This is a genomic window from Alistipes sp. DJF_B185 (genome assembly GCF_964250025.1).
Classification (GTDB): Bacteria; Bacteroidota; Bacteroidia; order Bacteroidales; family Rikenellaceae; genus Alistipes; species Alistipes finegoldii.
Window position 1 is genome coordinate 196,297 of the sequence record NZ_CAXUDY010000005.1, and the last position, 26,006, is coordinate 222,302.

Annotated in this window: 16 protein-coding genes; 10 read left to right on the plus strand and 6 right to left on the minus strand. The window is 60.5% G+C overall.

What is annotated here, in order from left to right:
* The first annotated feature begins 5 nt into the window (after positions 1 to 5).
* From ACESTR_RS08755 to ACESTR_RS08795, 9 genes are all read left to right on the plus strand, one after another.
* Positions 6 to 2,594, plus strand: coding sequence for a beta-L-arabinofuranosidase domain-containing protein (locus ACESTR_RS08755; protein WP_302575043.1), 2,589 nt, complete (start codon positions 6 to 8; stop codon positions 2,592 to 2,594).
* Positions 2,591 to 5,407: a hypothetical protein gene (locus ACESTR_RS08760; protein ID WP_302575041.1), complete on the plus strand. Its 2,817-nt coding sequence runs from the start codon at positions 2,591 to 2,593 to the stop codon at positions 5,405 to 5,407. Before ACESTR_RS08755 ends, ACESTR_RS08760 begins: the two co-directional genes overlap by 4 nt.
* Before the next feature lie 6 nt (positions 5,408 to 5,413).
* Positions 5,414 to 7,339, plus strand: a complete 1,926-nt coding sequence (locus ACESTR_RS08765; RefSeq protein ID WP_302268623.1) for a glycoside hydrolase family 97 protein — start codon at positions 5,414 to 5,416, stop codon at positions 7,337 to 7,339.
* Positions 7,340 to 7,398: 59 nt separating this feature from the next.
* Positions 7,399 to 8,448, plus strand: coding sequence for a LacI family DNA-binding transcriptional regulator (locus tag ACESTR_RS08770; RefSeq protein WP_227042399.1), 1,050 nt, complete (start codon positions 7,399 to 7,401; stop codon positions 8,446 to 8,448).
* A gap of 266 nt (positions 8,449 to 8,714) precedes the next feature.
* Complete coding sequence (locus tag ACESTR_RS08775; protein ID WP_022043591.1) at positions 8,715 to 10,151, plus strand: Ig-like domain-containing protein; 1,437 nt, start codon at positions 8,715 to 8,717, stop codon at positions 10,149 to 10,151.
* A gap of 100 nt (positions 10,152 to 10,251) precedes the next feature.
* Positions 10,252 to 13,371: a SusC/RagA family TonB-linked outer membrane protein gene (locus ACESTR_RS08780; protein ID WP_302268618.1), complete on the plus strand. Its 3,120-nt coding sequence runs from the start codon at positions 10,252 to 10,254 to the stop codon at positions 13,369 to 13,371.
* A 15-nt stretch (positions 13,372 to 13,386) separates the two neighbouring features.
* Positions 13,387 to 15,078, plus strand: a complete 1,692-nt coding sequence (locus ACESTR_RS08785; protein WP_227042401.1) for a RagB/SusD family nutrient uptake outer membrane protein — start codon at positions 13,387 to 13,389, stop codon at positions 15,076 to 15,078.
* Between the two features lie 40 nt (positions 15,079 to 15,118).
* Positions 15,119 to 16,786 (plus strand): right-handed parallel beta-helix repeat-containing protein, encoded by a 1,668-nt coding sequence (locus tag ACESTR_RS08790; RefSeq protein ID WP_302268614.1) that lies wholly within the window; start codon positions 15,119 to 15,121, stop codon positions 16,784 to 16,786.
* Positions 16,787 to 16,794: 8 nt separating this feature from the next.
* The gene (locus ACESTR_RS08795; protein ID WP_302268612.1) at positions 16,795 to 18,576 is read left to right on the plus strand and encodes a right-handed parallel beta-helix repeat-containing protein; all 1,782 of its coding nucleotides are present in this window, start codon (positions 16,795 to 16,797) and stop codon (positions 18,574 to 18,576) included.
* 117 nt (positions 18,577 to 18,693) lie between these two features.
* Here the strand turns inward: ACESTR_RS08795 and thyA are convergent, their stop codons facing one another.
* The 4 genes from thyA to ACESTR_RS08815 form a co-directional block, all read right to left on the minus strand.
* Positions 18,694 to 19,593 (minus strand): thymidylate synthase, encoded by a 900-nt coding sequence (thyA, locus tag ACESTR_RS08800; RefSeq protein ID WP_281809162.1) that lies wholly within the window; start codon positions 19,591 to 19,593, stop codon positions 18,694 to 18,696.
* Positions 19,594 to 19,675: 82 nt separating this feature from the next.
* On the minus strand, positions 19,676 to 20,485 hold the full coding sequence (locus ACESTR_RS08805) for a UDP-2,3-diacylglucosamine diphosphatase (RefSeq protein ID WP_014775740.1): 810 nt from the start codon (positions 20,483 to 20,485) through the stop codon (positions 19,676 to 19,678).
* A gap of 53 nt (positions 20,486 to 20,538) precedes the next feature.
* Positions 20,539 to 21,681, minus strand: a complete 1,143-nt coding sequence (locus tag ACESTR_RS08810; RefSeq protein WP_014775739.1) for a TlpA disulfide reductase family protein — start codon at positions 21,679 to 21,681, stop codon at positions 20,539 to 20,541.
* 63 nt (positions 21,682 to 21,744) lie between these two features.
* On the minus strand, positions 21,745 to 22,431 hold the full coding sequence (locus ACESTR_RS08815) for a DUF4290 domain-containing protein (protein WP_014775738.1): 687 nt from the start codon (positions 22,429 to 22,431) through the stop codon (positions 21,745 to 21,747).
* A gap of 193 nt (positions 22,432 to 22,624) precedes the next feature.
* On the opposite strand from ACESTR_RS08815, the gene ACESTR_RS08820 reads away from it, so the two are divergent.
* Positions 22,625 to 23,764, plus strand: a complete 1,140-nt coding sequence (locus tag ACESTR_RS08820; RefSeq protein WP_009596437.1) for a sigma-54-dependent transcriptional regulator — start codon at positions 22,625 to 22,627, stop codon at positions 23,762 to 23,764.
* A gap of 58 nt (positions 23,765 to 23,822) precedes the next feature.
* Here the strand turns inward: ACESTR_RS08820 and ACESTR_RS08825 are convergent, their stop codons facing one another.
* Together ACESTR_RS08825 and ACESTR_RS08830 are read right to left on the minus strand one after the other, a co-directional pair.
* Positions 23,823 to 24,491 carry an HAD family hydrolase gene (locus tag ACESTR_RS08825; RefSeq protein ID WP_022043583.1) on the minus strand — a complete coding sequence of 223 codons (669 nt, stop codon included), beginning with the start codon at positions 24,489 to 24,491 and terminating at the stop codon, positions 23,823 to 23,825.
* Entirely contained in the window at positions 24,488 to 25,948 is a 1,461-nt protein-coding gene (locus tag ACESTR_RS08830; RefSeq protein ID WP_130062474.1) for a Na+/H+ antiporter NhaC family protein, read from the minus strand. The genes ACESTR_RS08825 and ACESTR_RS08830 overlap by 4 nt, the downstream gene beginning before the upstream one ends.
* Positions 25,949 to 26,006: the final 58 nt, after the last annotated feature.

The following is a 26,006-nucleotide window of genomic DNA, read 5'->3' on the forward strand; positions in this document are numbered from 1 at the left end:
AAACCATGAAACCGCACTTCAAAATATTCTCCGCATTCGTCCTGCTGCTGTCGACCGCCTGCACGCCCTCCGACGAACTGGCCGTCAGAAACAAAGAACTGGAAATCCGCTGGGAGCAGACCGCGGAAGGATGGAAAATCTCACGGGTCGCCGACCGCAAAGGCCACTGCTGGGGAGTGCCCGACGGAGCGTATACGATACTCTTCAGCAGCGAAAAGCCCTCGGCGGAACCGGAAACGATCACCAACCGCGGTGGCGACACCATGAACTTCGACATCGCGCGGTTCCACTACATCGCCAAGGATTTCAACAGGGCGGTCTCCTCCGTGCCGATGAACCGCGCGGGCGAAGCGCTGCGCTTCTACCCCGAAAAAGGCTGGAAAGAGGGGCGCACCGTCTGCTTCGAAGCCCGCAACGAATTGGGCCGCCTGCGCACGACATGGAGTCCCGACCCGGATTATCCGGCGGACATACGCATCGAAAGCGTGTTCTACCCGGCGCGCAAGGGGTACTATTCGGTAAGCACGCCCACGCTGGCCGTACTTCCCGAAGAGCGGCTCGGCTGGAGCGTCGTTCCGGGCTTTTTCCAAGGCGACTACATCCAGCCCGTATTCCACCTCGCCTACATGTACGGACAGGGACTGCCCCACCTGCCGGTCATATGCAACGACAATACGGTCACCACGATGATCACGTCCATGACCGAAAAAGCGGGCAATACACTGGCGCTGATCCCCGACAGCGGCTACTCCCGCTCCGAATACAGCGGCGGCAAGCGCACGCACGGCATCTCGTGGCGGTGCGGCCTTTCGCACATGAACCGGCAGGGAGAACTCTCCCCGACGCTCTACTATCCGGTGCTCGGACAGGAGGGGTCCGAAAAGCAGGCGGGAGACTCCGTCCGGTTCGGATTCCGCGTCAGCATGACGGACAAGGGGTGGTACGAAGCGCACAAACACGCCGTTTACGACATTTACGGTCTGGGCAACTCCCTCGCGCTCAAACATACGACCCTTCCGCTCTACAAGCGCATGGAAGCGATCTGGGACTACATTCTCGACGACTCGCTCTCCTTCTGGCGGACCGCCGACTACAAGGGGCTGACCATCGGAGCGCAGGACTATCTGGGCGGAGTCGTCGAAGCCGACCGCGACGCCATGAAGAATTCCGACATCGGCGCATCGTGGATGCTCGCCTCGATGACCGGCGATCCGCGGCTTACCGAGGAGCGGCTTCCCTACATGCGCAACTTCAAACTGATGCAGCAGGCCCCAGCCGGCGATCCCAACCACGGCGCGGCCATGGGACAGTATTACCTGTGGAAAAAGCAAAAATTCGTCGAAGAGTGGGGCGACCATATCGAACCGATCGGCATCACGTACTATACGCTCATGGACTTGGGCAACATCCTGCTCTTCGAACGGAACGACTCGCTGCTGCGCAGCAGTTTCCGGGCCGGAGCCGAACGGCTGCTGTCGTTGCAGCAGGCCGACGGCGGTTTTGCCGTGGCCTACGGCAAACACGACGGGGAACCGCTGTTCACCGACCTGAAAGACCTCCGGCCCACGTTTTACGGCTTCGTCGTCGCCTATAAGCTGCTCGGCGAACACAAATACCTCGACGCCGCGGTGCGGGGCGCCGACTGGTTCGTCCGCAATGCCGTGGACAAAGGAGCCTTCACCGGGGTCTGCGGCGACGCGCGCTTCATCAACGACTTCGCCACGGGACAGGCCGTGCAGGCCCTGCTCGACATGCACGGCCTGACCGGAGAGGCCCGATACCGCGACGCCGCGCTCCGCACGGCCCGGATGTACGCCACGTCGATCTACACGCATCCGACGCCGGGCGACCGAGAAATCGAGTACAAAGGGCGGAAGATGCAGGAGTGGCAGATCAGTCAGGTCGGTCTCTGCTTCGAGCACGGCGGCTGCGCCGGGTCGGCGGTCAAGAGCGGCCCGATCCTGCTCACCAGCCACTGCGGCATGTTCGTAAGGCTGTACGAAGAGACCGCAGACCGGCTCTTCCTCGACCTCGCACGGGCCGCGGCTACGGCGCGCGAAGCGCACCTCGCACCGGACACGCACATGGCGACCTATTACTGGAGCCAGTTCGACCGGGGTCCCGGTCCCTTCCCGCATCATGCGTGGTGGCAGCTGGGGTGGATCGCCGATTACGTCTTCGCCGAAGCCGAAATGCGGAGCGGCCGCCGAATCTCGTTCCCCCGCGGTTTCATGACCCCGAAAGTCGGTCCGCAGCGCATCTTCGGATTCGAACCGGGAACCGTATACGGCGAGCAGGCGAATCCAATCATGGTCAAAGGGCTGTTCGACGCCGACAACACCGACATCGAAATTCTGTCGGCCCTGACGACGGACCGGAACAGGCTATTCCTGATCCTGATGAACAGCACGCCACGGCCCCAGCATACGGCGCTGACGGTGCACCCCGCGGCCATCGCCGGCAGGCGCATCGGCACCGCTTCGGCCGACGATCCCGCAACCGGACGCAAAATCACGCCCGGCGGCGACGGAGCGTTCGGCATCACCCTGCCGGGCTACGGAATACAGACCCTGAAATTCGACCTCGAACAATGACCAAGACCGGCCGCATACTGCTGATCATACTGGCCGCGGCGGGAGCGTGCCGCCCGGCGCAGGCGCAGGAATTCAGGGTGAAACCCGACCATACGGTCGTGTTCGGCGGGCAGCACCTCCTGCCCGACTACCTGCCGGAATTCACGGTCCTCTTTTCGGCAGCGGATCCGCAGCTGAGAATGCGTCCGGCGGGCATCCCCGACGTTCAGTACAACGTGGCTACATGGCTCAGCGACCGCCCGGAACTGAACCGTACGGACCGCAGGGCCGATCAGTCGGGTGACGGCTTCGACGATGAAATCCTCGAAGGCTCCGTCGAATCGCGGACAGCCGACCTCTTCAACGCAGGGCGCATCATCGTCGTCCGCCCCGTCTCCCACCGTGCGGAAGGAACGGACAAGGTCACTTTCGGCTACCCCGAAAACGACCTTTTCAGCATCGCGGCGGAGCTGACGGCCGACACCGCGACGGGCCGGCCCCTGCTCACCTACCGCCTCACGGCGAAAACCGGAGGCTGGTATTCGGTCGGATTCACCGGTTTTGCGGGGAGAGACCCGAAACGGACCGACGAAATCTGGCAGCCGCTGATCTGGCAGGAGAAACGGTTCCCCGACAAAAGTTACCTCACGCTCGCGTTCCGGTGTCCCGTCCCTTCGGCGTTCGTCACCTACCGCAACGCGACATACGGCATTCTGGCCCACCCCGCCGAATTCCCGTTCGATCCGCTGCCGACGGCCGCCAACAGCCGTTTCGGCGTCGCCGTGCGCGACCGGCAGGGATTGGCCTCGCCGATGCTGTTCGCCCCGGTTCCGGGCGGCATCGGCTCCGAAACGGCTCCGGGCGGGAAACTCGTCTTTTCCGCACTGCTCTGCGGAGAGCGGGGCGACACCACGGATGCGCTCCAAAATGTCGCAGAGCGTCTGTTCGGCTTCACAGGCAACCGGAACAATGCGCTCGGTTCGCTCAACGAGACGATCGAAAACATGATCTCCTACGTGCTCGGCCCCTACAGCCGTTTTCTGGACAAGGAAAAGGGCTGCACCTATGCGACGGACGTTCCGGGCGCGGTGAAAAACGTTTCGAGTCTCAATCCGCTGGAAATCGCCGTCCTGAACGACAACCGGACGATGCTTCTCGAAAGGGCGCTTCCGGTATACGAATACGTGCTTTCGCGCGAGAAGCTGCTCTTCTGCGCCGATTCGACGCAGAACATTCAGTACCCTTCGCGGCGCATGAACGGCCCCTGCTGCCCGGTCTCGGAACTGACGGCGCTCAGCAGCATCCTCAAGGACAATGCGCCTTACCTGCTCTCCTTCGCCGGAAAAGAGTACCACTCCACGCGCGTGCGCAATCTGGACGTCGTCGAGCAGGGTGGCACATGGAGAAACGCCATGCACCTTTACCGGGCCACCGGAGAGCCCGGATACCTGAAAAAAGCCGTCGCAGGGGCCGACCGTTACATCCGCCGGCGCATCGACACGCCGGCCGCCGATTTCCGCGACCCGGAAGCCGGGGGATTCTTCTTCTGGACGGGATTTGCCCCGAAATGGATCGACCTGCTCGAAATGTACGAACTGACGGGCGACAAGGCCTACCTCCGCGCCGCCCACCGCGGGGCGAAACTCTACACGCAGTACGTCTGGTACTCCCCCGCCGTCCCGGACCGGGATATTTTGGTCAATCCCGACGGGAAGGCCCCGCACTACCAATACCTCAAGTCGAAAGGACATGCGCAGATGGACGCTCCCGCCGAACGGGTTCCGGCATGGCGGCTTTCGGAGATCGGGCTTACCCCGGAATCCTCCGGAACGAGCACCGGACACCGGGGGATTTTCATGGCCAACTACGCCGCATGGATGCTGCGGCTGGCGCATTACACGGGCGACGGGTTTCTGGCACGCACGGCGGACCACGCCGTCATAGGCCGCTACCGCAATTTTCCGGGCTACCACATCAACACGGCCCGCACGACCGTATACGAAAAGGCGGACTATCCGCTCCGGAGCCACATGGAACTGGGCGCCAACTCCTTCCACTACAACCACATCATGCCGCACATATCGCTGCTTTACGATTTTCTCGTCACGCAGGCCCTCTACCGGAGCGGCGGAAAGGTGGATTTTCCGGGTGAATTCATCGAAGGATACGCCTACCTGCAAAGCAAGTTCTACGGTCATCTCCCCGGCACAATCTACGGCCGCGAAGCCCGGTTGTGGATGCCGACGGGGCTGGCGGCGCCGGACGACCGGCAGCTCAACTACATTTCGGCCGTCGACGACGACGCGCTGTATATCGTTTTCATGAACCAGTCTGCTGAAACCGTCGAAACGGACGTCGCGCTGGACTACGCCCTGAGCGGACATTCCGCCGGAAGGCACTACAGGACGCAGGTCATAGGCGGCAGCGGCGCATCGGGCCAGCTCGCCGACGGACGTTTCACGGTCCGCGTCGCCGGAAACGGGATCGCCGCGGTCAGGATCGAAACCCCGGCCCCGGTCCGGCCGCAGCTCACCGCACTCTTCACCGCAGAGACGCGCTGGCAAACCCCTTACGCCGCAACGCAGGACGACGCCGTACGCTGCATGCGGGTCGGTTTCGGCCGGGCCGCAAACAACGTATTCGTCTTTCTCACCCAAGACGACACGCAGTTGCGGAAAGTCTGGTTCACCGTAGACGGACGTACGACCGAAGACACCGACTATCCGTTCGAACATACGGCACCCATCGACGGGGAGCGGACGGAAATAACGGTAAAAGCCCTCACCCGGCAGGGCCGAATCATCGAATGGGAAACTCTGGAACTTAAAAAATAACGCAACGTGAGAAAAACAGCATTTTTCGCCTTCATGGCCCTTCTGTCCGCAGGCTGCGGCGGCACCGCACAAAAAAGCCCTTCGGGCAACATCCGGGCAGAGGTATTCGCCGGCAAGGAGGGGTTGTACTACACCGTAACCCACGACGGCCGCACGGTCATCGACACCTCGGCCATGGGCATAACCATCGACGGCACGGAGCTGTTCCGCGATGCGGCCCTGCGCCCGGCAGGCACGCGGAAAATCGACGAGACCTACTCCGTCACGGGGCGCAAAGCCGTGTCGGAAGGGCGGTGCAACGAATACCTCTTCGACGTGACGCACCGTCCTTCGGGCTATAAATACCGGCTCCAGACCCGTCTCTACGACGACGGCTTCGCCTACCGGTTCGTCCTGCCGGGAGACGGCACGCGGACCGTCAACGGGGAAGCTGCCCAATGGCGGCCGCCCCACCAGAGCAGAGTCTGGTTCGCCGAACGGAATTCCGGGAGGAAACTGCTCACCTATGCCGGAGAGTGGATATCCACGACGGCCGACAGCCTGCACATCGTCTCCCGGCAGGGACCGGTGCAGACCATGCCGCTGCTCTACCGAACCCCCGACGAATACGTGATGATCGCCGAAGCCGCGCTGTACGACTACAGCGGCATGCGTTTGCGCGCGGAACCCGGAGCCAGCCTGCGGGCCGACTTCACCGAACAGGAGGGATTCGAGCTGTCAGGCGACATCGTCACCCCGTGGCGCGTCACGATCATCGCCCGCGACCTCGACGCACTGGTAAATACCGACATCATCACCAGTCTCAACCCCGCTCCCGACCCGGAACTGTTCGCCGATACGTCGTGGATCGTCCCCGGACGCTCGCTCTGGAGCTGGTGGAGCGGCATCGACGGCGGCTTCATGACCCTCGAAGGCGAAAAGCGGGTGATCGACACCGCAGCGTCGCTGGGCATCGAGTACAGCACCGTCGACGACGGGTGGGAAGAGCGTCCCGACAAATGGAAATTCCTGCACGAGCTGGCCGGATACGCCCAATCCCGCGGCGTGGGGCTGTTCGTATGGCGCCATTGGGAGAAACTCAACGATCCGGCGGACGACTACCGCCAGATGCGCGGCTTTCTGGACTCGGTCGCGGCGATAGGCATAAAGGGCGTCAAGGTGGACTTCATGAACGGCGAAGGCATACGCCAGATCGACTTCAACACCCACCTGCTCAAAAACGCGGCGCGGCGCAGGCTGATGGTCAATCTCCACGGCTGCCAGAAGCCGACGGGCGAAATCCGCACCTACCCCAACGAAATCACCCGCGAGGGCGTGCGGGGCATCGAACTCAACCGCATCACGGCCAACTACGAAAAGCGGATGCGGGACGAAGGCCGCACCCCCGATCCGGACCGCTACGTCCCCGGCGACGAAAACCAGAACATTCCGGCCAGCCACAATGCGGCCCTGCCCTTCACGCGCGGCGTACTGGGCGCCGCGGACTACACTCCGGTCGCGTTCACCATGCCCGGCGGCACGACGGCCGCCCACCAGCTGGCGTTCGCGCTGCTGCTCGACTCACCGCTGCTGACGATCGCCGAAAATCCGTTCGTCCTCTCCGGCGACGAGCGTTACCGCCCGGCGCTCGACATCATCCGCCGCCTGCCGACGGTATGGGACGAAACGGTCGTACTGCCGCAAAGCGAAATCGGGCGGCTGGCCGTCATCGCCCGCCGCAAGGGCGGCACGTGGTACATAGCCGGTGTGAACACCGCTCCCGCCGCGGTGACGATTCCCGCCGGATTGATCCCCGCGACGGCCCGAAAGGCGCAGATCGTCCGCGACGCGGCGGACGGTTCGCTGCAGACGGCCGAAGTCGCACTGCCGGCGCCGGAACCCCTCGTCATGCAGTTGCCGGAGAACGGGGGATTTATCGTCGTGCTCGAATAATCTTCCGGGAAGCGGGAATCTTTTATTTTTTGTAAACTGTAAAAAAAATACTATTTTGCGTGAAAAAGCTGGAAATGATAAAACATGCCACGATAAAGGATCTCGCCCAAGCTCTGGGCATATCCAAATCCACTGTTTCACGCGCTTTGGCCGATCACTCCGACGTCAAGCCGGAGACCAAACGGCTGGTGCTCGAAATGGCCGAAAAGATGAACTACCGGCCTAATCCGTACGCCCAGAACCTGATACGCAGACGCTCGAAGGTCATCGGCGTCGTCGTACCCGAATTCGTCAATTCGTTTTTCCCGCGCATCATCATCCAGATACAGAAGGTCTTCGAGAAGGAGGGATTCAACGTCCTGATCACCCAGTCGGGCGAATCCGCAGAGATCGAGCTCAAGAATCTGCATCTGCTGGAAAACAGCATGGTGGAGGGCATCATCCTTTCCGTCACCGAAAAGGGCCGCAACGACGAATATTACCGGCGACTGATCGACAACGGAATCCCGATCGTCTTCTTCAACCGTCCGAGCAACGAGGTCGAAGCCAGCAAAGTTGTCATCGACGATTTCCGGATGGCGTTCTTCGCCGTGGAGCACGTTCTCTACGCCAACGGAACAAAGCGCACCCGGCCGCTGCACCTGATGGGACCGAAAGGGATTTTCAATTCGGCCACCCGCCACCAAGGTTACAAGGAGGCGCTCAGCAAACACGGCATCGACCCCGCGCCCGATACCTTCGTCCAATGCAGGGACATCTCCCGCGAATGCGGCTTCGAAACCATGAACGCGATACTCGACGGCGACCGCATTCCCGACGCGGTGTTCTGTTTCAACGACCAGCTCGCAATCGGGGCGCTCAAGGCGATCAAAAAACGGGGTTACCGCATTCCGGAACAGATCGCCGTGATGGGCTTCTCGGAGTCGCAGTCGGCCCTGCTGACCGAACCGCAGCTGAGTTCCGTGGCCCAGCCCCTCGACCTGATCGGCGAAACGGCGGCTAACCTGCTGCTGGAAAAGATCAAGAATCCCGACGCTCCGGACCGCACGGTGGTACTCGACGCACGGATCAACATCCGCGAATCCACCGACGTAAGGCCGCAGCAATAGCGGCACGCACATTCGGCGAAGCGGGAGAAGCATCCCCAGAATAGCAGAATCAGCCTCAATTCCGTCCTGAAAAAGTTTTTTCAGGGCGGTTTTCTTCCTTTTTGGGACTTTTTCGGGAACGCTCCCGGCCAATCAAACCGTTCCCGAAACCGTTCCCGCTAATTTATTTCACGACACGGGGGCCAAAAAATATTCATCCTGATAATTTTGCTTACAGGATCAGGCGATTTATCCGCCGCATGCAACCAACAAACAAACCCTAAAATATGAAAAAACTTCTTTACGCTTTTCTGATCGCCGCCGTCGCTGCCGTCCACTCCGGCTGCAAAGACGACGAGGAGACATTCGTCCATGTCGAGAAAGTAAGCATCGACGTTCGGGAACTGCACCTCAACCCCGGCAAGACGTACCAGCTTTCGGTCACGATCGAACCGGCGGACGCCACCAACCGGAGAATCGCTTGGTACAGCTCCAATACCAACGTGGCCACCGTCGACAAGAGCGGTCTGGTCACGGCGCTGGCTTTCGGCGAAGTGACGCTCACGGCCGAAGCCAACGACATGCACGTCAACGACGCGATCCGTCTCACGATCGACGACGTGGACAACAGCATTCCCATCGAAAGCCTGACGCTCGACGCCACGTCCAAGACATTCGACTTCGCGGCCGATCCGGGTGTCGGAGCCTTCCGGTTCGCCCCGGCGATCCTGCCGGAGAACGCCACGAACAAAAAGCTCAAGTGGACCTCCGACGATCCGCTCGTCGCCGGAATCGACGACAACGGCCTGCTGGTCCCCGTATCGCACGGCAAAACGACCATCCGCGTCTCGACCACCGACGGCGGAAATAAAACCGCCCGGTGCGAAGTGACCGTGATCGGCGTAAAGGACCGCAACTACGATTCGGCCGACGACTATTACAAGATCATCTATTTCCCCGTGAACATCACCGTCAAGGACGAGAACGGGCAGGATACGGAACAGACATGGCTCGACCGCAATCTCGGCGCAAAGGGCATCGCCGCCGCATCCAACGACCACACGGCCTTCGGATCGCTCTTCCAGTGGTCGCGCAAAGCCGACGGACACGAAAAGACCAAATGGACATCGGCCACGGCAGGTTCGTTCGTCAACGCCCTCGCACCGCTGAACACCCCCACCGCCGACCGCCGGGAGTCGGGCCGGGAAGGTTTCATGCCGACCAACAAGGAACCCCACGACTGGGCGCGCGACGACACGTCGAACCGGGACGGACTCTGGGGCGGCCGCTTCGAGGACAAGACGTATGCGGCGCCGCTCGATGCCGCCACGCAGGACAACAACCCCTGCCCTCCGGGCTACCGCGTACCGACGGTGAACGAATTCATCGAAATGGCCAAAGCCGTCACCGGACTCGAAACGATGGTCTACGGCGACACCTCCTACAAGGTGACCGATCTGGCCGCCGTATTCGCCCGAAGCCCGCTCAAGATGCCGTGGGCAGGACAGGCCGTCGTCGGAGGGACCGTATCGGGAGGCCGCGGCGTCTACTGGACGAACATGCCCATCATCGCCGGCGCAGGCAACATCTTCACCAATGCGGCGCGTTTCATCATGCTCAACGGCACCAGCGTATACCTGAACAACTACCAGCGCACCAACGCCTACTCGGTGCGGTGCATCCGCCACACTCCGCTCGACAAGGCGTCCGCCGAAATGAGATAATTCCGTGTCCGGCATCTCCCGGAGCCGTCCCGGACACGGGCGGCTCCGGGGCAACGGACCCACGACATACCATCCAGTAAAAACCAACCCGAATATAACCATGAAGAAAAGTGTACTACTTTTACTATTATCGGCCCTGTTTACGTGCGGCAGCGTCTATGCCCAGCTTCGAGTAACGGGCACCGTGCTGGACGCCGCGACCGGCGAACCGATGGCCAGCGCGAGCGTGATCGAGCAGGGAACCACCAGCGGAACCACGACCGACACCCAAGGCCGCTTCGCCATAAGCGTCAAAAACCACCAGTCCGTCCTGACCTTCTCGTTTATCGGCATGGCACCGCAGAACATCATGGTCGGCAGCAACACCGATCTGCGGGTCGAACTGCAGCAGGATGTGACCCAGATCGAGAACGTCGTCGTGCAGATCGGCTACGGCGACGCCCAGAAGAAAAACGTCGCCGGCTCGCTGGGCGTGCTGAGCACGTCCGAGATCACCAAATCGAAGGGCACGAGCTTTATGGATGCGCTCCAAGGCCGCATGGCAGGCGTGCAGGTCAGCTCCAGTTCGGGCGAACCCGGTGCGGGCATCGACATTACGATCCGCGGCGGTAACTCGATCAACGCAGGAACGCAGCCGCTGTATATCATCGACGACGTGCAGATCGACGTCAACGCCGACGAAGTAGCCACGAGCAGCTACACTTCGGCCAACGTGCGCTACAATCCGCTGGCGGGCATCAACCCGTCGGACATCGAGTCGATCACCGTCCTCAAGGATGCGTCGGCGACGGCCATTTACGGATCGCGCGGAGCCAACGGCGTCGTGATCATCACCACCAAGAGCGGGCGCGGCGAAAAGGCCTCCGTCGATTTCGACATGAGCGTCGGTCTGGCCCGGATGTCGAATACGATCGACGTGCTTCAGGGACAGGAGTTCGCGGACTACCGTTTCGCCAAATTCCCGACCAGCGATGCGTGGGGCATCGACACCAACGGCGACGGCCTGCCCGACCGGGTGAGGGACTTCTCCGACTACCCCAGCCGCAACTGGCAGGAGGAGGTCATGCGCACGGGTATCATCCAAAGCTACAACATCGGCGTCGCTTCGGGCGGCAGCGCGAAGACCAAGGTGGCCGCTTCGGCAGGCTACCTCAATCAGGAGGGCATCGTCAAGAAGAACCAGATGGAACGTTTCACGGGCCGCATCCGTTTCGACAGCGACCTCAGCAAGCGGTTCACCATCGGCGGTACGATCAACTTCTCCCACATCGTGACCAAGGGAGCCGTCACCAATGCGGGCGCCAACTCGTACAACGGACTGGTGCAGAGCTTCGTCCTCTACAAACCGATCTTCCTGAGCGAGGACGATGACGAAGCCTCCAACCCCGAAAACTACAATCTGACCAACCCCATCACCTTCATCAACGACTCCTACAAGGCTTCCACCCAGAACCGTACGATCGGAGACCTCTACCTCAAATACAAGATCCTCAACAACCTGACGCTGCGCATCAGCGGCGGCGGCACGATTCTGAATTCGAAGACCGAGGAGTGGTATCCCTCGACCACCTCGTGGGGGTACTCCAAAAACGGCATGGCCGTCGTAGCGGAAAGCGGCGCCGAATCGTGGCAGACCTCCAACACGCTGACCTACGCCATCTCGCGCGGCAAGCACTATTTCAACGCCGTACTGGGATTCGAACTGCGCGGCTACACCGCCACGCGTCTCAGCACCCGCGCCGAAGGATTCGAAAACCAGAGCTTCAACGGGGCGTTCGACATCGGTCAGGGTTCCGTATTCCCCGAAAACGTACAGACCAACCGCGAACGCAACACCTCCGAATCGGAATTCCTGCGCCTGAATTACACCCTCGCCGAAAAGTATATCTTCACGGCTTCGATCCGCCGCGACGGTTCGTCCAAATTCGGCAAGAACAACAAGTACGGCTACTTCCCCTCGGCCGCCTTCGCATGGAGCATCGGCAAGGAGGAGTTCATGAAGCAGCAGAAGATTTTCAGCGACATGAAACTGCGGCTCAGCTACGGCGTGACGGGTAACGACCGCATTCCGGCCTATCAGTCGCTGAGCCGTACCGACAAGACCTACTATTCGGGCGACAACAACTCCGTGCAGCTGGGCCTGTCTCCTTCGGAGATATCGAATCCCGACCTCAAGTGGGAGACGACCTACCAGCTCAACGGAGGTCTGGACATCAGCATGTTCCGCAACCGTCTGAGCATCGAGGCCGACGTTTACTACAAAAAGACCAAGGACATGCTCCTGCATGCCGACGTTCCCAGCCAGATCGGCTCCTACCGTCAGTGGCAGAACATCGGGCAGGTGGACAACAAGGGTTTCGAGCTTACGATCAACACGGTCAATATCCAGAAACGCAACTTCACATGGTCGACGAGCCTGAACTTCAACCTCAACCGCAACAAGGTCGTATCGCTGGGCGACGTCAGCTCGATCCCGGTCAAGGTCGCCGGCGGACATATCACCGAAGTAGGCCGCGTCATGGTGGGACACCCGATCGGTTCGGGCTGGGGATACGTCTTCGACGGCATTTACCAGCAATCCGACTTCGACGAGCGGGGCAACCTGAAAGAGGGCGTGCCGTCGTTCGCGGGAATCACCGTGAAGCCGGGCGACATGAAGTTCAAGGACATCGCGGGCAACGACAACGTCATCGACCCGAACAACGACAAAACGGTCATTGCGAACAGCGACCCGAAGCACTTCGGCGGCATGACCAACAGCTTTACGTTCAAGAATTTCGACCTCAGCTTCATGTTCCAGTGGTCCTACGGCAACGACATCATCAACATCGGCCGCTACCGCTACGAGGGTTTCGTGGGCTACAACAACGTCTCGACGGACTACTGGCGCAACCGCTGGACGGAGGAGCGTCCGGGCAACAGGTATCCGTCGCTCAACGGCGAGGGCAAGACCGAAATGTCGAGCTACTACGTCGAGGACGGCTCCTACCTCCGCCTGAAAAACCTGACGGTGGGCTATACGCTGCCCGCGCACATCACGCGCAAAATAGGACTCTCCCACCTGCGGATCTACGTCACGGCCGAAAACCTCTTCACCTGCACGGGCTATTCGGGCTACGACCCGGAGGTGTCGTTCTGGAACCGCCTGATTCCCGGACTGGACTACACCAACTACCCGCGCGCACGGTCCGTATTCTTCGGAGTTTCAATCAAATACTAAAACAGCGATATGAATATGAAAACGTTCTATTCGAAAGCACTAAAATACACGGCTGCGCTCCTGCTCTGCACGGCGACGGCGGGCTGCACCAGTTTCCTCGACGAGAAGACCTATTCGTTCGTTTCGGGCGACGACCTCTACACCACCGCCGCGAATGCGGAACTGGCCCTCACGGGCGTATACGACATACTCAACGCAGGTGCGATTCAGGGAACCGGCAACCAGCCCCTCTGGGGACGCGGCATGCACTACCTGATGATGCTCGGCGACGAGATCGCTCCCAACGGCATCAGCGACCCGCACCATCAGATCATCGCCAGTTGCGGTTACAACGAAGAGGCCGATTTCGTCTCGATGGCATGGTTCGGACTCTTCGTCGGCATCGACCGGGCCAACCACATCATCCAGAAAGTGCCGGCCATCGACATGGACCCCAAACGCCGCGACGAGATCGTCAACGAAGCGAAGCTGCTGCGCGGCCTTTACCGGCTCTATCAGGCGTGGCTCTGGGGCGAAGTGCCCCTGCCCAATACGCCCAACTCGTCGGCCGAGGCTCCGCGCGAACCGCTCGACAAGGTTTACGCCTGCATCGAGGAAGACCTCGACAAAGCCTACAAGGAGCTTCCCGACCGCAATTCGAACGTAAACGGCCGCGTCAACAAATGGACCGCGGGCGGCTATCTGCTCAAGATGTATACCTATCTGGCCTCCTGCAAGGAGAACCGCGTGGGGCGGGAACTCGGCTCGCCGACCAACAGTTTCGACTGGGTCGATGCCGAAGCGTGCTGGAAAAAAGCCGCGGCCATCGCCGAAGATATTTACGCACACAGCGGCTACAAGCTCATCAAGCCCTACCACTACAACTTTCTGGCCGACACCAAAAGCAGTCAGAAAGAGGAGTGCATGATGGTCGTACAGACCGGAGCGGGCGGCTCGAACGAATATTTCCTCTTCGCCTACTGGGCCGGGCCGCAGGGCAACGTCGGCACCAACGGAGGAGGTTACGGCTGGATACGCCCGACGGGCGAGCTGTCTGACAAATACGTGACCGAGGACAGCCGCATGGGCTGGAACCTCTGCGGCAGTCTGGGCAACAACGTCACCGACTACACGACAATCAACGGAGCCAAATACTTCAGTCCCGTGGCGCTTTACGCATCGGGCGCCAACCTCTGCCACGGCAAATTCCGCCAATCGGACCCCGCGGTCAGAACGTCACAGGGCATTCCGACGTGGGCAAGCAACATCGACTTCCCGATGCTCCGCTTCGCCGACATCGTTCTGCTGTACGCCGAAGCGCTTTACAAGACGGGCGACGAATCCCTTGCGCGCGAACTGGTCGAGGAGGTGCGCGAACGCGCCTGCACCGATACGGACGGCAAACTGAACGAATCGGCGCTCAACGCCATGAATTCGGCCTACTACAAGACCGACTTCATGGAAGAGCTGCTCGACGAACGTTCGCGCGAACTCTGCGTCGAGGGGTGGCGACGCATCGACCTGATCCGCACGGGCAAAATGACGGAAGTCATCGGCAACATGAAAACCGTCAACGACGCCGGCAACAAATACTACTACTTCGCCCCGCAGATGGAGCCGATCAAGAACAACTACAAACCGTACAAGATCTGGATGCCGGTGCCCAAGCGCGAACGCGAAGTGAACAAAAACCTGAGCCAGAATCCGGGGTACACGCAGACGATCTGACGATTCCTGCCGACGAACTCCGACAACGAACCCTATTCAGATGAAAAAACTGACTGTTTTCTGCGCTGCCGCATGTCTCGCGGCATCCGCGGCGGCGCAGAATCATCCCGATCTTCACGAGGTCCTCGACCGGCAGAAAGGCCGGAACCTCATCGAAATACCCAAAGGCACCTACACGCTCGACGTGCGCAGCAACGGGCCGTACAAGTTCCACAACCTGACCGACGTCCACATCAACGGCAACGGATCGACGGTCATCTGCAACAATCAGGAGCAGGCGTTCAGCTTTTACAACTGCGTGCGGGTGGAGCTGCGCGACCTGACCATCGACTACGATCCGCTCTGCTTTACGCAGGGCGAAATTACGGCCGTGGCCGAAGACGGAAGCTGGTTCGACGTCCGGATCGACGAGGGGTATCCCGTAACCGGTCTGGCCGCCAACCGCGTGCAGTTCTACGATCCGCAGACACGCCTGCTCAAGCGCAACAGCATCACCACCTACACGAGCAACTACTCCGCGCTCAAGCAGCTCGGTCACAACCTCTTCCGGGCCGTCAAGAACGGAACGTGGAGCGCAGGCGAGCAGGTCGGGGATCTGGTGGTCATGGACGTCAAGACCGACAAGCCGAACGCCGGCGTCCATACCGTCATGCTCAACAAGTGCTACAACACCAAACTCGAAAACGTCACGGTATACGGGTCCAACACCTTCTCGTTTTTCGAGAAAGAGGGCTACGCCAACGAGTACAGAAACTGCGTCGTCGACCGCGGCCCCATGCCGCAGGGCATCAGGCCCCGCCTGCGTTCGGGCAACGCCGACGGCATACACAGCAGCCAGGCACGGAAAGGCCCGACCGTCACGGGGTGCAAGGTAGGCCACAACGGCGACGACTGCATCATCGTCTGCGGACGCTCGTTCCCGGTCGGATCGGCCGACGCCGCGAAGGGTACGATCGACTTGGTGACGCGCGAAACCCACCCCGTATTCCGGCGCGGCGACAGACTGGTCGTGGTCGGTTACGACGGGAAACGCAAAGGCGAACTCCGGCTGGTTTCGGTCGGCCGCTTCGACCCGACCGAAGAGCAGCGCAACGCCGTGACGACGGGTTATCCCTCGCTGCTGTCAAAAGCCTCCTACAAGCTCGGATTCCGGCTCAAGGTGAAGCAGATGCCGTTCGAAATCGGCCCCGGCGACGTGGTTTTCAACGCCGACGCCGTCGGCAGCGGATTCCTCGTCAAAGACAACGAAGTGGGCCACGTACGCTCGCGCGGAATCCTGATCAAGGGTATCGACGGAGTGGTGGCGTCGAACAGGATAACCGGATGCGCCATGCAGGGAATCCTCATGTCGCCCGAAATCGAATGGATGGGAGGAGGCTTCTCCTCGAACGTGCAGATCGTCGGCAATACGATCGAGGAGTGCATGTTCGAACGCGGCAATCCGCGCATGCCTCCCGGAGCATTGTCGCTCTTCTACATCACGGGCGACGCGAAGGTCGCGGAACCGGGCGCATTCATGAACATCACCGTCCAGAAGAACAAGGTGACCGGCTGCCCCTGCCCGGCAATCGTCGTCACGTCGGTCGACGGGCTGAAAATGTCGGACAACGAGGTCGAAAACTCAAAAGAGCTGACGCGCAGCCACGGAGAGCGGTACGGCGCCGACACGGGTGCGCCGGTCTGGGAAAAGAACAACATAAAGAAATAGCCATGCGCATGAAACCACGCTTGGGAACGGTCATACTCCTCGTGAGTATGGTCTGCGGTACGGCATCCGCCCGAACCGGAGTAATCGATATCGCGGACTACAAAGGCAGGTACGACACGCAGGACATGACTCCGTTCGTCTACACCCTGCTCGAAAGCATCCCGGCAGACAAGCCGGTAAAACTGGTATTTCCCGAAGGCACCTACCATTTCCGGCCGGAATTCGCCGCCGGAAAATACCACTGCATCACCAACCACGACAACGGATACCGCCATTTCGCATTCCCGCTGACGGGACGGCGGAACATCGAGATCGACGGCGGCGGCTCGGAATTCATTTTCCACGGCCGGATCATCCCGTTTCTGATCGAGGATTCGCACGGCGTGACGCTGCGCAATTTCACCGTAGACTGGGAGGTTCCCTTCACGCTGGAGGCGAAGGTGACGACCGCGGATGCGGAGACGCAGCGTGTCGAGATCGAGATTCCGGACGAGTTCGGCCATGCGGTCGAAAACGGCAAGCTCATCATGCGGGCAGAAGGCTGGGAAGAGCGTATTCCGGGCGAGAACATCGTTTTCGATCCCCGCACCATGGCCACCGCCTACCGCAGCGACGATTACTACATCCCCAAGCCGGACAACTTCGACATACGGGTTACGCCGACGGCTCCCGGCCGCTATGAACTCCACACCCGGTTCGTGCGCGCCCTGCCGCCCGTCGGAACGATCCTGACGTTCAAAGGCGTCTTTACCCAGAACCGGCATTCGCCCGCCATCCACGCGACTGCGTCGTCCGGCGTTCTGGTCGAGGATGTCACCATCCACCACTGCGGCGGCATGGGGCTGATCGCCGAAAAGGCCGACAACGTAACCGTCCGCAGGCTGCAGGTGGTCCTGCGGAAGGGAAGCCCCCGGATGATAACGACCACGGCGGACGCCCCCCACTTCTGCAACTGCCGGGGAACCGTCCTGATCGAAGAGTGCGTTTTCGAGAACATGCTCGACGATGCGACCAACGTACACGGCTCCTACGTCCGCGTGACCGGCATCACGGCGCCCGATCAGGTCATCGCCCGCATCAACCACCCCCAGCAGGCCGGGTATGAGTTTGCCGGAAAGGGCGACGAAATCGACGTCGTGGACGCGGAGACCCTGCTTGCGAAACACACCCTGCGGGTGAAAAAATCGGAACGCATCAACGCCCATTACATCCGGCTGACGTTCACCGCTCCCGTCGAAGGCCGACTCACGGTCGGCGACGGGCTGGAAAACATGTCGTGGTACCCGGAACTGATCTTCCGGAACAACGTCGTGCGCAACAACCGGGCGAGAAGCATTCTGGTCAGCACGCCCCGGAAAGTCGTCGTCGAGGGCAACACCTTCTCGTCCATGATGTCCGCCATTCTGTTCGAGGGGGACATGGACCACTGGTACGAATCGGGAGCCGTGCGCGACGTGACGATCCGCAACAACAGGTTTCTCGACGGCACATACGGCGGCGCCGATTTCCCGACGATCTTCATCAACCCGCACCAGAAAAAAGAGGTTCCGGGCCATCCCTACGAACGCAACATCACCATCGAAGGCAATCTGTTCCGGACCTTCAACGAGCAGCTGCTCCGGGCGAAATCCGTCGGAGGACTGATTTTCAGAGACAACACCATCGAATTATCGGAGAAGTACAAGCCTTACAACGACCTCCCGACGATCGACATCCGCAGCTCGCAGCAGGTCGTCATCGAAAACAACCGCTACAAGAAGCCGGGGAAAATCAGCATCGTCCGGAAATAACGGTCAGCGAAACAGTCAGCGAAAACAGGCGTCCCTGCAAAGGGGACGCCTGTTGTTTTTCGGTTCCGGCGGATCAGCACGAAAGTGATTCGCCGCCCCTGCCGGGAGCGAAACGATTCAGAACGACATCGGCGCCTTGATCGCCGGCCACGGATCGTAGCCTTCGAGCGTGAAATCCCCGTAACGGAAGTCGAAGAGCGACTTCACGGCAGGATTGAGCCGCATTACGGGCAGCGGACGGGGTTCGCGCGCAAGCTGCTCGTCCACCTGCTCCAGATGGTTCAGATAGAGGTGCGTGTCGCCGAGCGTATGGACGAATTCACCGGGCTGCAGGCCGCAGACCTGCGCCGTCATCAACGTCAGCAGGGCATAGGAGGCGATATTGAACGGCACGCCCAGAAACGTATCGGCACTGCGCTGGTAAAGCTGGCACGAGAGTTTTCCTTCGGCTACGTAGAACTGGAACAGCACATGGCACGGCGGCAGGGCCATATCCTCCACCTCGGCGACGTTCCATGCGGAGACGAGGATGCGCCGCGATTCGGGATTGCTCCTGATAAGCCCGACCGCCTGCGCGATCTGATCGACGACGGTGCCGTCGGGCTTGGGCCAGCTGCGCCACTGATAGCCGTAAACGTGGTTCAGGTCGCCGAACTTATATCCTTCGACCGGCGATTCGACACCCTCCTGCGCCGCCCGCAGAAACGTGTCGCGGTCGACAGGCAACACGCCGTGGCGCACGCAAAGCTCGTTGTAATAGCGGAATGCGTCGTTATCCCAGATATGCACCCTGTTGTCCACGAGGTATTTTATATTGGTATCGCCGGCCAAGAACCAGAGCAGTTCGTGGATCACGCCCTTCAGAAATACTTTTTTGGTCGTCAGCAGAGGAAAGCCCTCCGCCAGATCGAAGCGCATCTGATGTCCGAAGACGCCTTTGGTACCGGTGCCGGTACGGTCGCCGCGCACGACGCCTTCGGTCTTGATCCTGCGCAGCAGATCGAGGTATTGTTTCATCGTTCTTCTTTAATAGACATTTTTTTCCGCTCAAATAGACATTTCTTCCGCGCGGAGCAGCGGGCCGCCCCGCGCCCCCGCACTAACGGAACGCTTCGAGCCTTCTCAGCGTCAGTTCGCCCGACGCGTCCAAAACGGCATAAGAGGGATACTGTTCCCAGCAGCCGAGGTTTATCACATGCAGATTCCCCTCGCGGAAGTCGCGCGGGAAGTGCATATGCCCGAAAACGAAATGATCGACATCGTGCATGGCGGCATATTCGCGGGCGTATTGGATCAGCGGCTCGGTAAGCGAGACGTCGAGGGTGTCGGCGGCGTGCGACTTGCGCGACTTGCCGCTCCACCAATGGCCGAAACGCATCGCCCAGTCGGGATGCAGCAGCCACGAAAAGAGCCAGCGCAGCGTCCGCGAACGGAATACGGTGTTGAGCAGTTTGAGCACCGGCTGTCCGTCGATCTTCATGTTGTCGCCGTGGGCGATAAAGAGATGTTTGCCGTTCAGGCAGAACCGCTGCGGCGAAGTGTAGACTTCGACGCCGCATTCGCGGGCGAGGTAGTCGCCGACCCACATATCATGGTTTCCGGTAAAAAAGACGACCCGCACGCCCCGGTCGGTCAGCTCGGCCAGCTTGCCCAGCGTCCGCACGAAGCCCTTCGGCACGACCTCGCGGTATTCGAACCAGAAGTCGAAAAGGTCGCCGACCAGAAATATCGACTCCGCATCCTTCGCCGCATCGTCGAGCCAAGCCACGAAACGGCGTTCGGTTTCCCCGGCGAACGCCTCGCCGCCTGCGCCCAGATGGATGTCGGATGCGAAATAATGGTTCATAAATCGTTCTAAACAATTGACCGAATCCCCGTTGCCGGGGACTCGCACGGCAAAACGCCGCATTTTCCGAGGTTTGTCCGAGCGCAGCCGGAAAGCATCCGGGATTCGGACACGCCCTATTTCGTCAGTTCGTCGAGCTTCCGCTCAAGACTCTTGCCGTAAATATCCTTGGCCACGATCGTGCCCTCCCGGTCGATCAGGAAATTGGCCGGAAGTTTCTGCACGTTGTAGAGCCGGGGCGCCGTCGAAGCCTGACCGCGCAGATCGCTCACCGAGATCCAAGGCAGCTGCTGCTCCTGCACGGCGGTGATCCAAAGGGGTTTCGACGAATCGACGGCCACCTGATAGACCTCGAACGGCGTCGGAGCGTCGGCGTATTTCTTGTAGACCTCCTTCAGCTCGGCATTGAGCGTATTGCTGTTGCCCAGTTCGGCCGACCAGAAGTCCAGCAGCACGACCTTGCCCGTCAGCGACGAGAGCCGCACCTTCTTGCCGTAAATGTCCGAGAGTTCCAGATCGGGATACCCCGCTTCGGAGATGCGCGACGTCAGGCTGATGCGGGCGTCCATGCGCGTAATCTCGGCCAGCAGCGACTGCAGGTAAGGCGAATCGGGATAGGATTGTTCGAGCGCTTCGGCCACCGTGCGGTAATAAACCACGTCGCTGTCACCGTTGAACAGATAGGTGTCGCCCGGCAACCGCTGGTACAGGGCATAAACCGCCGCCAGCGAAGACTTGTTTTCGATGATGAAGCGCAGCTGTTCGCGGCGGATGCGGTAGTATTCGTCGGTATACTCCTTCACCAGCGCCTTGCGCTCCTCTTCGGAGAGGTTCGTCCGGGCGAACTGGCCGGCGATGTTGTCGAGCCGCTGGGCGCCGCCGACGAAAGCCTGATAGAACTGCCGCAGCAGCTCGGTCTCCTTCGACCCTTCGACCGTATAGTTGCGGATGAAACTGCCCACGGAATTCACGGACAAGCGGTCGCCGCCCGCCAGAAAGAGCGGAATACGTTCGCCGTTGTAAATTATATTGTAAAGCGAAGGCGTCCGGGTCACGCCCTTCAGCTCGAAACGGTAATTACCCTCCTTGTCGAGCACGGCCGAGTCGATGACCGACTGCGACAGGGGAGACACCTGCTCCAAGTAAACATTTTTGGCGTCGTTGCCGACGATGCGGCCTGAAATCTTCACCTTCGACGACTGGCAGGCACACAACAAGACGGCCGCGGTCAGGGAGACGAAAAGCGTTTGTTTGTTCATTAATCTCACGTTTCTGCAGTAAAATGCTCACAAATATAGCAAATTTCCGAAAATACGCACCTCTTATTTCGACGAATTGCGGTGCGGACCGTTGTTTTTCGAAAAATTGCGGTTGTGCTGCTGATTGCGGTTTTTCTGCTGACGCTGCTGATTGCGCTGCTGGGGACCTTTCTGGGGACGTGCCGTAAAGTGCTGTTTATAGTCGCTTCGGAGATTGTTTAAAGCAACTTCATCTATTTCAATAGCACCCCCGGACATGCGTTTGATGTCTTTAACGATCACTTCGTTGTTGGGATGCTCCTGATTGTATTCGTAGCTCTTCGAGCGCATGTACCGGGCCAGATTGTCCACCGTGCGCGACACCTCCCTGCGGTCCTTGTCGCCGGCCAGACTCCGGATCATCCGCTCGACGTATTTGCCGTAGTGCTTGAAGGAGATGCGTCCCTGCGAATAGGCCATGCGACGCGGCGTGATAGTCAGTTCCTGACGGGTCGGCTGCGGATAGGGGGAATCCACATCGAGCTGAAAATCAGACATGATAAAGAGGTGGTCCCACAGCTTATGGGTGAAATCGGCGGTATCGCGCAGCAGCGGGTTGAGATTGCCCATCACGGCGATCACGGCACGGGCCTGACGGTTGCGCTCGCGGCGGTCCTCGATCAGCTGCAGCGAGTCGATCATCTCCTGAATATGCCGTCCGTATTCGGGCAGGTACAACTTGCGTCGTGTGTAATTGTAATTCTTTTTCATATTGTAATTGTGGTCCTCGGCACTGTTGCAAAACGGCCGCCGGAGCGTCCGGCGGGGTTGTCGCGATGGACCGATTCAAGACGTTTTATCCGACTCTCCGCCCTGTTCGGCAAGGCCCCTCAAGATTGGTTTTGCACCGCAGAAAGTCATAACTTTGGGACAAAAGTAGGTAAAATTTCAGTAAAAACAAGCTATGGCAAAGGTTTTAATTCTGGACCAATCAAAAAGTATGCGAAACACGCTCCGCGAGCGTCTCGAATTCGAAGGCTTCTCGACCGAAGCCGCCGAAGATGAGGAGGCTGCATCGACGATGTGCGAGAAAATACCGTTCGACGTCATCCTTTCGGACCGGGGCTGCAAGATTCCCGACGCCGGAATCCCGTTCATCGTTCTTTCGGCGGAAGCGTCGATCGACTCGGCGGTCGAAGCCGTACGCAACGGTGCGCAGGATTACCTCACCAAGCCCATCGACATGAACCGCCTGCTGCAGTCCATACACCGCACCATCGACAACCCGGCGCCCGCACCCGCCTGCGCACCCGCGGCCGCTCCCGCACGCCGCTCGCGCCGTTCGCGCAATATGCATACGGAACAAATCATCGGCACCTCGCCGCAGATGGAACACGTCCGCCAGCTGATCGACAAGGTGGCGCCGTGCGAGGCGCGCGTACTGATCACGGGCGAAAACGGCACCGGCAAAGAGCTTGTCGCCCGCTGGCTGCACGCCAAAAGCTCGCGCGCCGCGGCGCCGTTCGTCGAGGTGAACTGCGCGGCCATCCCCTCGGAGCTGATCGAAAGCGAACTCTTCGGACACGAGAAGGGTGCCTTCACCTCGGCGATCAAACAGCGCAAAGGCAAATTCGAGCAGGCCGACGGCGGCACGCTCTTCATGGACGAGATCGGCGACATGTCGCTGGCGGCGCAGGCCAAGGTGCTGCGCGCGCTGCAGGAGAACAAGATCTGCCGCGTGGGCAGCGACAAGGACATCGACGTGGACGTGCGGGTGATCGCCGCCACGAACAAGAACCTGCGCGACGAGATCACGAAGGGCAACTTCCGCGAAGACCTCTACCACCGTATCGGCGTGATCGTGGTGCGCGTTCCGGCGCTGCGCGACCACGCGCAGGACGTCCCGCTGCTGGCCGACCATTTCATCCGCACGATCTGCGCCGAATACGGCATCCCGCCCAAACGCATCGAGAGCAACGCCCTGCGCGAACTGCAGGCGATGCGGTGGAGCGGCAACATCCGCGAACTGCGCAACGTCATAGAGCGGCTCATCATCCTCAGCGAAGAGCGCATCACGCTCGACGACGTGAAGACCTACTGCTGAAAAAGCGACAACCGGCCCTTACGGACCGGTTGTCGCTTTTTCGAACCGAACTGCCCGATTACAGCAGATCGAGGATTTCCGCAGGTTTATCGACGATATGAGCGGCTCCGGATTCGACAAGCTCTTCCCGATCCCGAAATCCCCACGTGACGCCCACCGAGCGTACGCCCGCAGCCGCGGCGGTCTGCATGTCCACGCCCGAATCGCCGACGTAGAGCACCCGCTCCTTCGCCGCGCCCGTCAGCGAGAGAATCTCCTCCACCACGGCCGGATCCGGCTTCAGAGGCACCCCTTCGCGCTGGCCGAAGACCGCGGCGAAAGGAACGTCGGGGAAAAACAGCCGGACGAGTTTCTCGGTTCCCGCCTGAAATTTGTTCGACGCCACGGCGATACGCACGCCGCGCCGCACAAGCCCCGCGACCAGCTCCGGAATCCCGTCGTAAGGCTTGGTATAGGCATCGATATGCTCGGTATAGTATTTCACGAAATCGGCGCGCACGGCCGCAACGGTATAGGGCGTGCGAAGCTCTTCGGGCAGGGCGCGCTCCACGAGCCGCATGATGCCGTTGCCGACGAAATGGCAGTACTCCTCGTAGGAGTGCTGCGGAAGGCCGCGCAGGGCCAGAACGGCGTTACAGGCGACGGCCAGATCGCCGATCGTGTCGAGCAGCGTGCCGTCGAGGTCGAAAATGACCAGATCGGTATTTACAGTCGTTTCCATAATCATTGTCTGCGGCCGGCAGAAGATGCGGCCTTTTTGATTTTCCAGCCGAGAGCCGCCACGCACAGCGACATCAGCGGACTGACGATATTGAAGATGCAGTAAGGCATGTAGACGAACGTCGAGACGCCCAGCACCGTGGCCTGCGTCATGCCGCACGAGTTCCACGGCACGAGCACCGAACAGACCGTCGCCGAGTCCTCGACCGAGCGGCTCAGCAGACGGGATTCCAGCCCCCGTTCGGCATAGAGTTCCCGGAACAGACGGCCCGAAAGGATGATCGAGATATACTGGTCGGCCGTGCAGAGGTTGAAGAAGATTCCGGCCCCGACCGTCGAAGCCACGGCCGAAAAGGTGCGGCGGACGAATTTCAGAAAAACGGCCGTCAGCGCCCCCAGCATGCCACTGCCGGTCATCACGCCGCCGAAGCACATGGCGCAGATGATGAGCCATACGGTATTGAGCATGCCGGCCATGCCGCGCGTGGCCACCAGTTCGTCGAGCTGCGGGCTTCCGGTCTCCAGCGCCGTAGGCCCGAAACAGCTCATCAGCACGCCTTTGAATCCCGACATGAAGTTCAGTCCTTCGACTCCGGCCACCTTCGCCACCAGTTCGGGCTGCGCCAGCAGCATGGCGACGCAGGCGAAGACCGCGGCGCAGAAAAGCGTCACGATGGCCGGAAGTTTCCGCACGATCAGCACGCCCGTCGCCACGGGCACCAGCAGCAGCCACGGCGTAATGCGGAAAGCGCCGCGCAGCGAATCGGCGTAAAGTTCGGCATGCGCGCCGCCGGTATGGCTCAGCGTCAGTCCCGCGACGACGAAGACCGCCAGCGCGACGACGAACGACGGAACGGTCGTGTAAAGCATGTAGCGGATATGCGTGAAGATCGGCACGCCGACGGTGGACGAAGCGAGCACCGTCGTATCGGAGAGCAGCGAAATCTTGTCGCCGAAATAGGCCCCCGAAATGATCGCGCCCGCAATCCACCCTTCGGGAAAGCCCATCGCCTGCCCGATACCCATCAGCGCCACGCCGATCGTGGCGATCGTCGTCCACGAGCTGCCGGTCATCAGCGACACGCCGGCGCAGATGACGCACGAGGCGACGAGAAAAAACGAGGGGTGCAGGATTTTCAGCCCGTAATAGATCATCGTCGGCACCACGCCGCTCACCATCCACGATCCGGCGATGGCGCCGATCAGCAGCAGGATGATGATGGCCGACGCCGAGGCGCGTATGTTGTCGATGATCGCATCCTCAAGCACCGACCACTTGCAGCGGTAGATGCCGATCGAGAGCATCACGCAGACCGACGTGGCCGAGAGCAGCGCGATCTGGCTTCCGCCGTTTATCGCATCGCCCCCGAAACAGCGGATGACCACATATAAAAGGAGTGTCAGCACTGCGAGCGGCAGCGCCGACACCCATGCCGAGGGCAATTTGTTCTTGTGAGATTCCATAATTCGCTACTCCGTTCCTAACCGGGGGACAAAAGTAGCAAAAAGCCGCGATACGGCC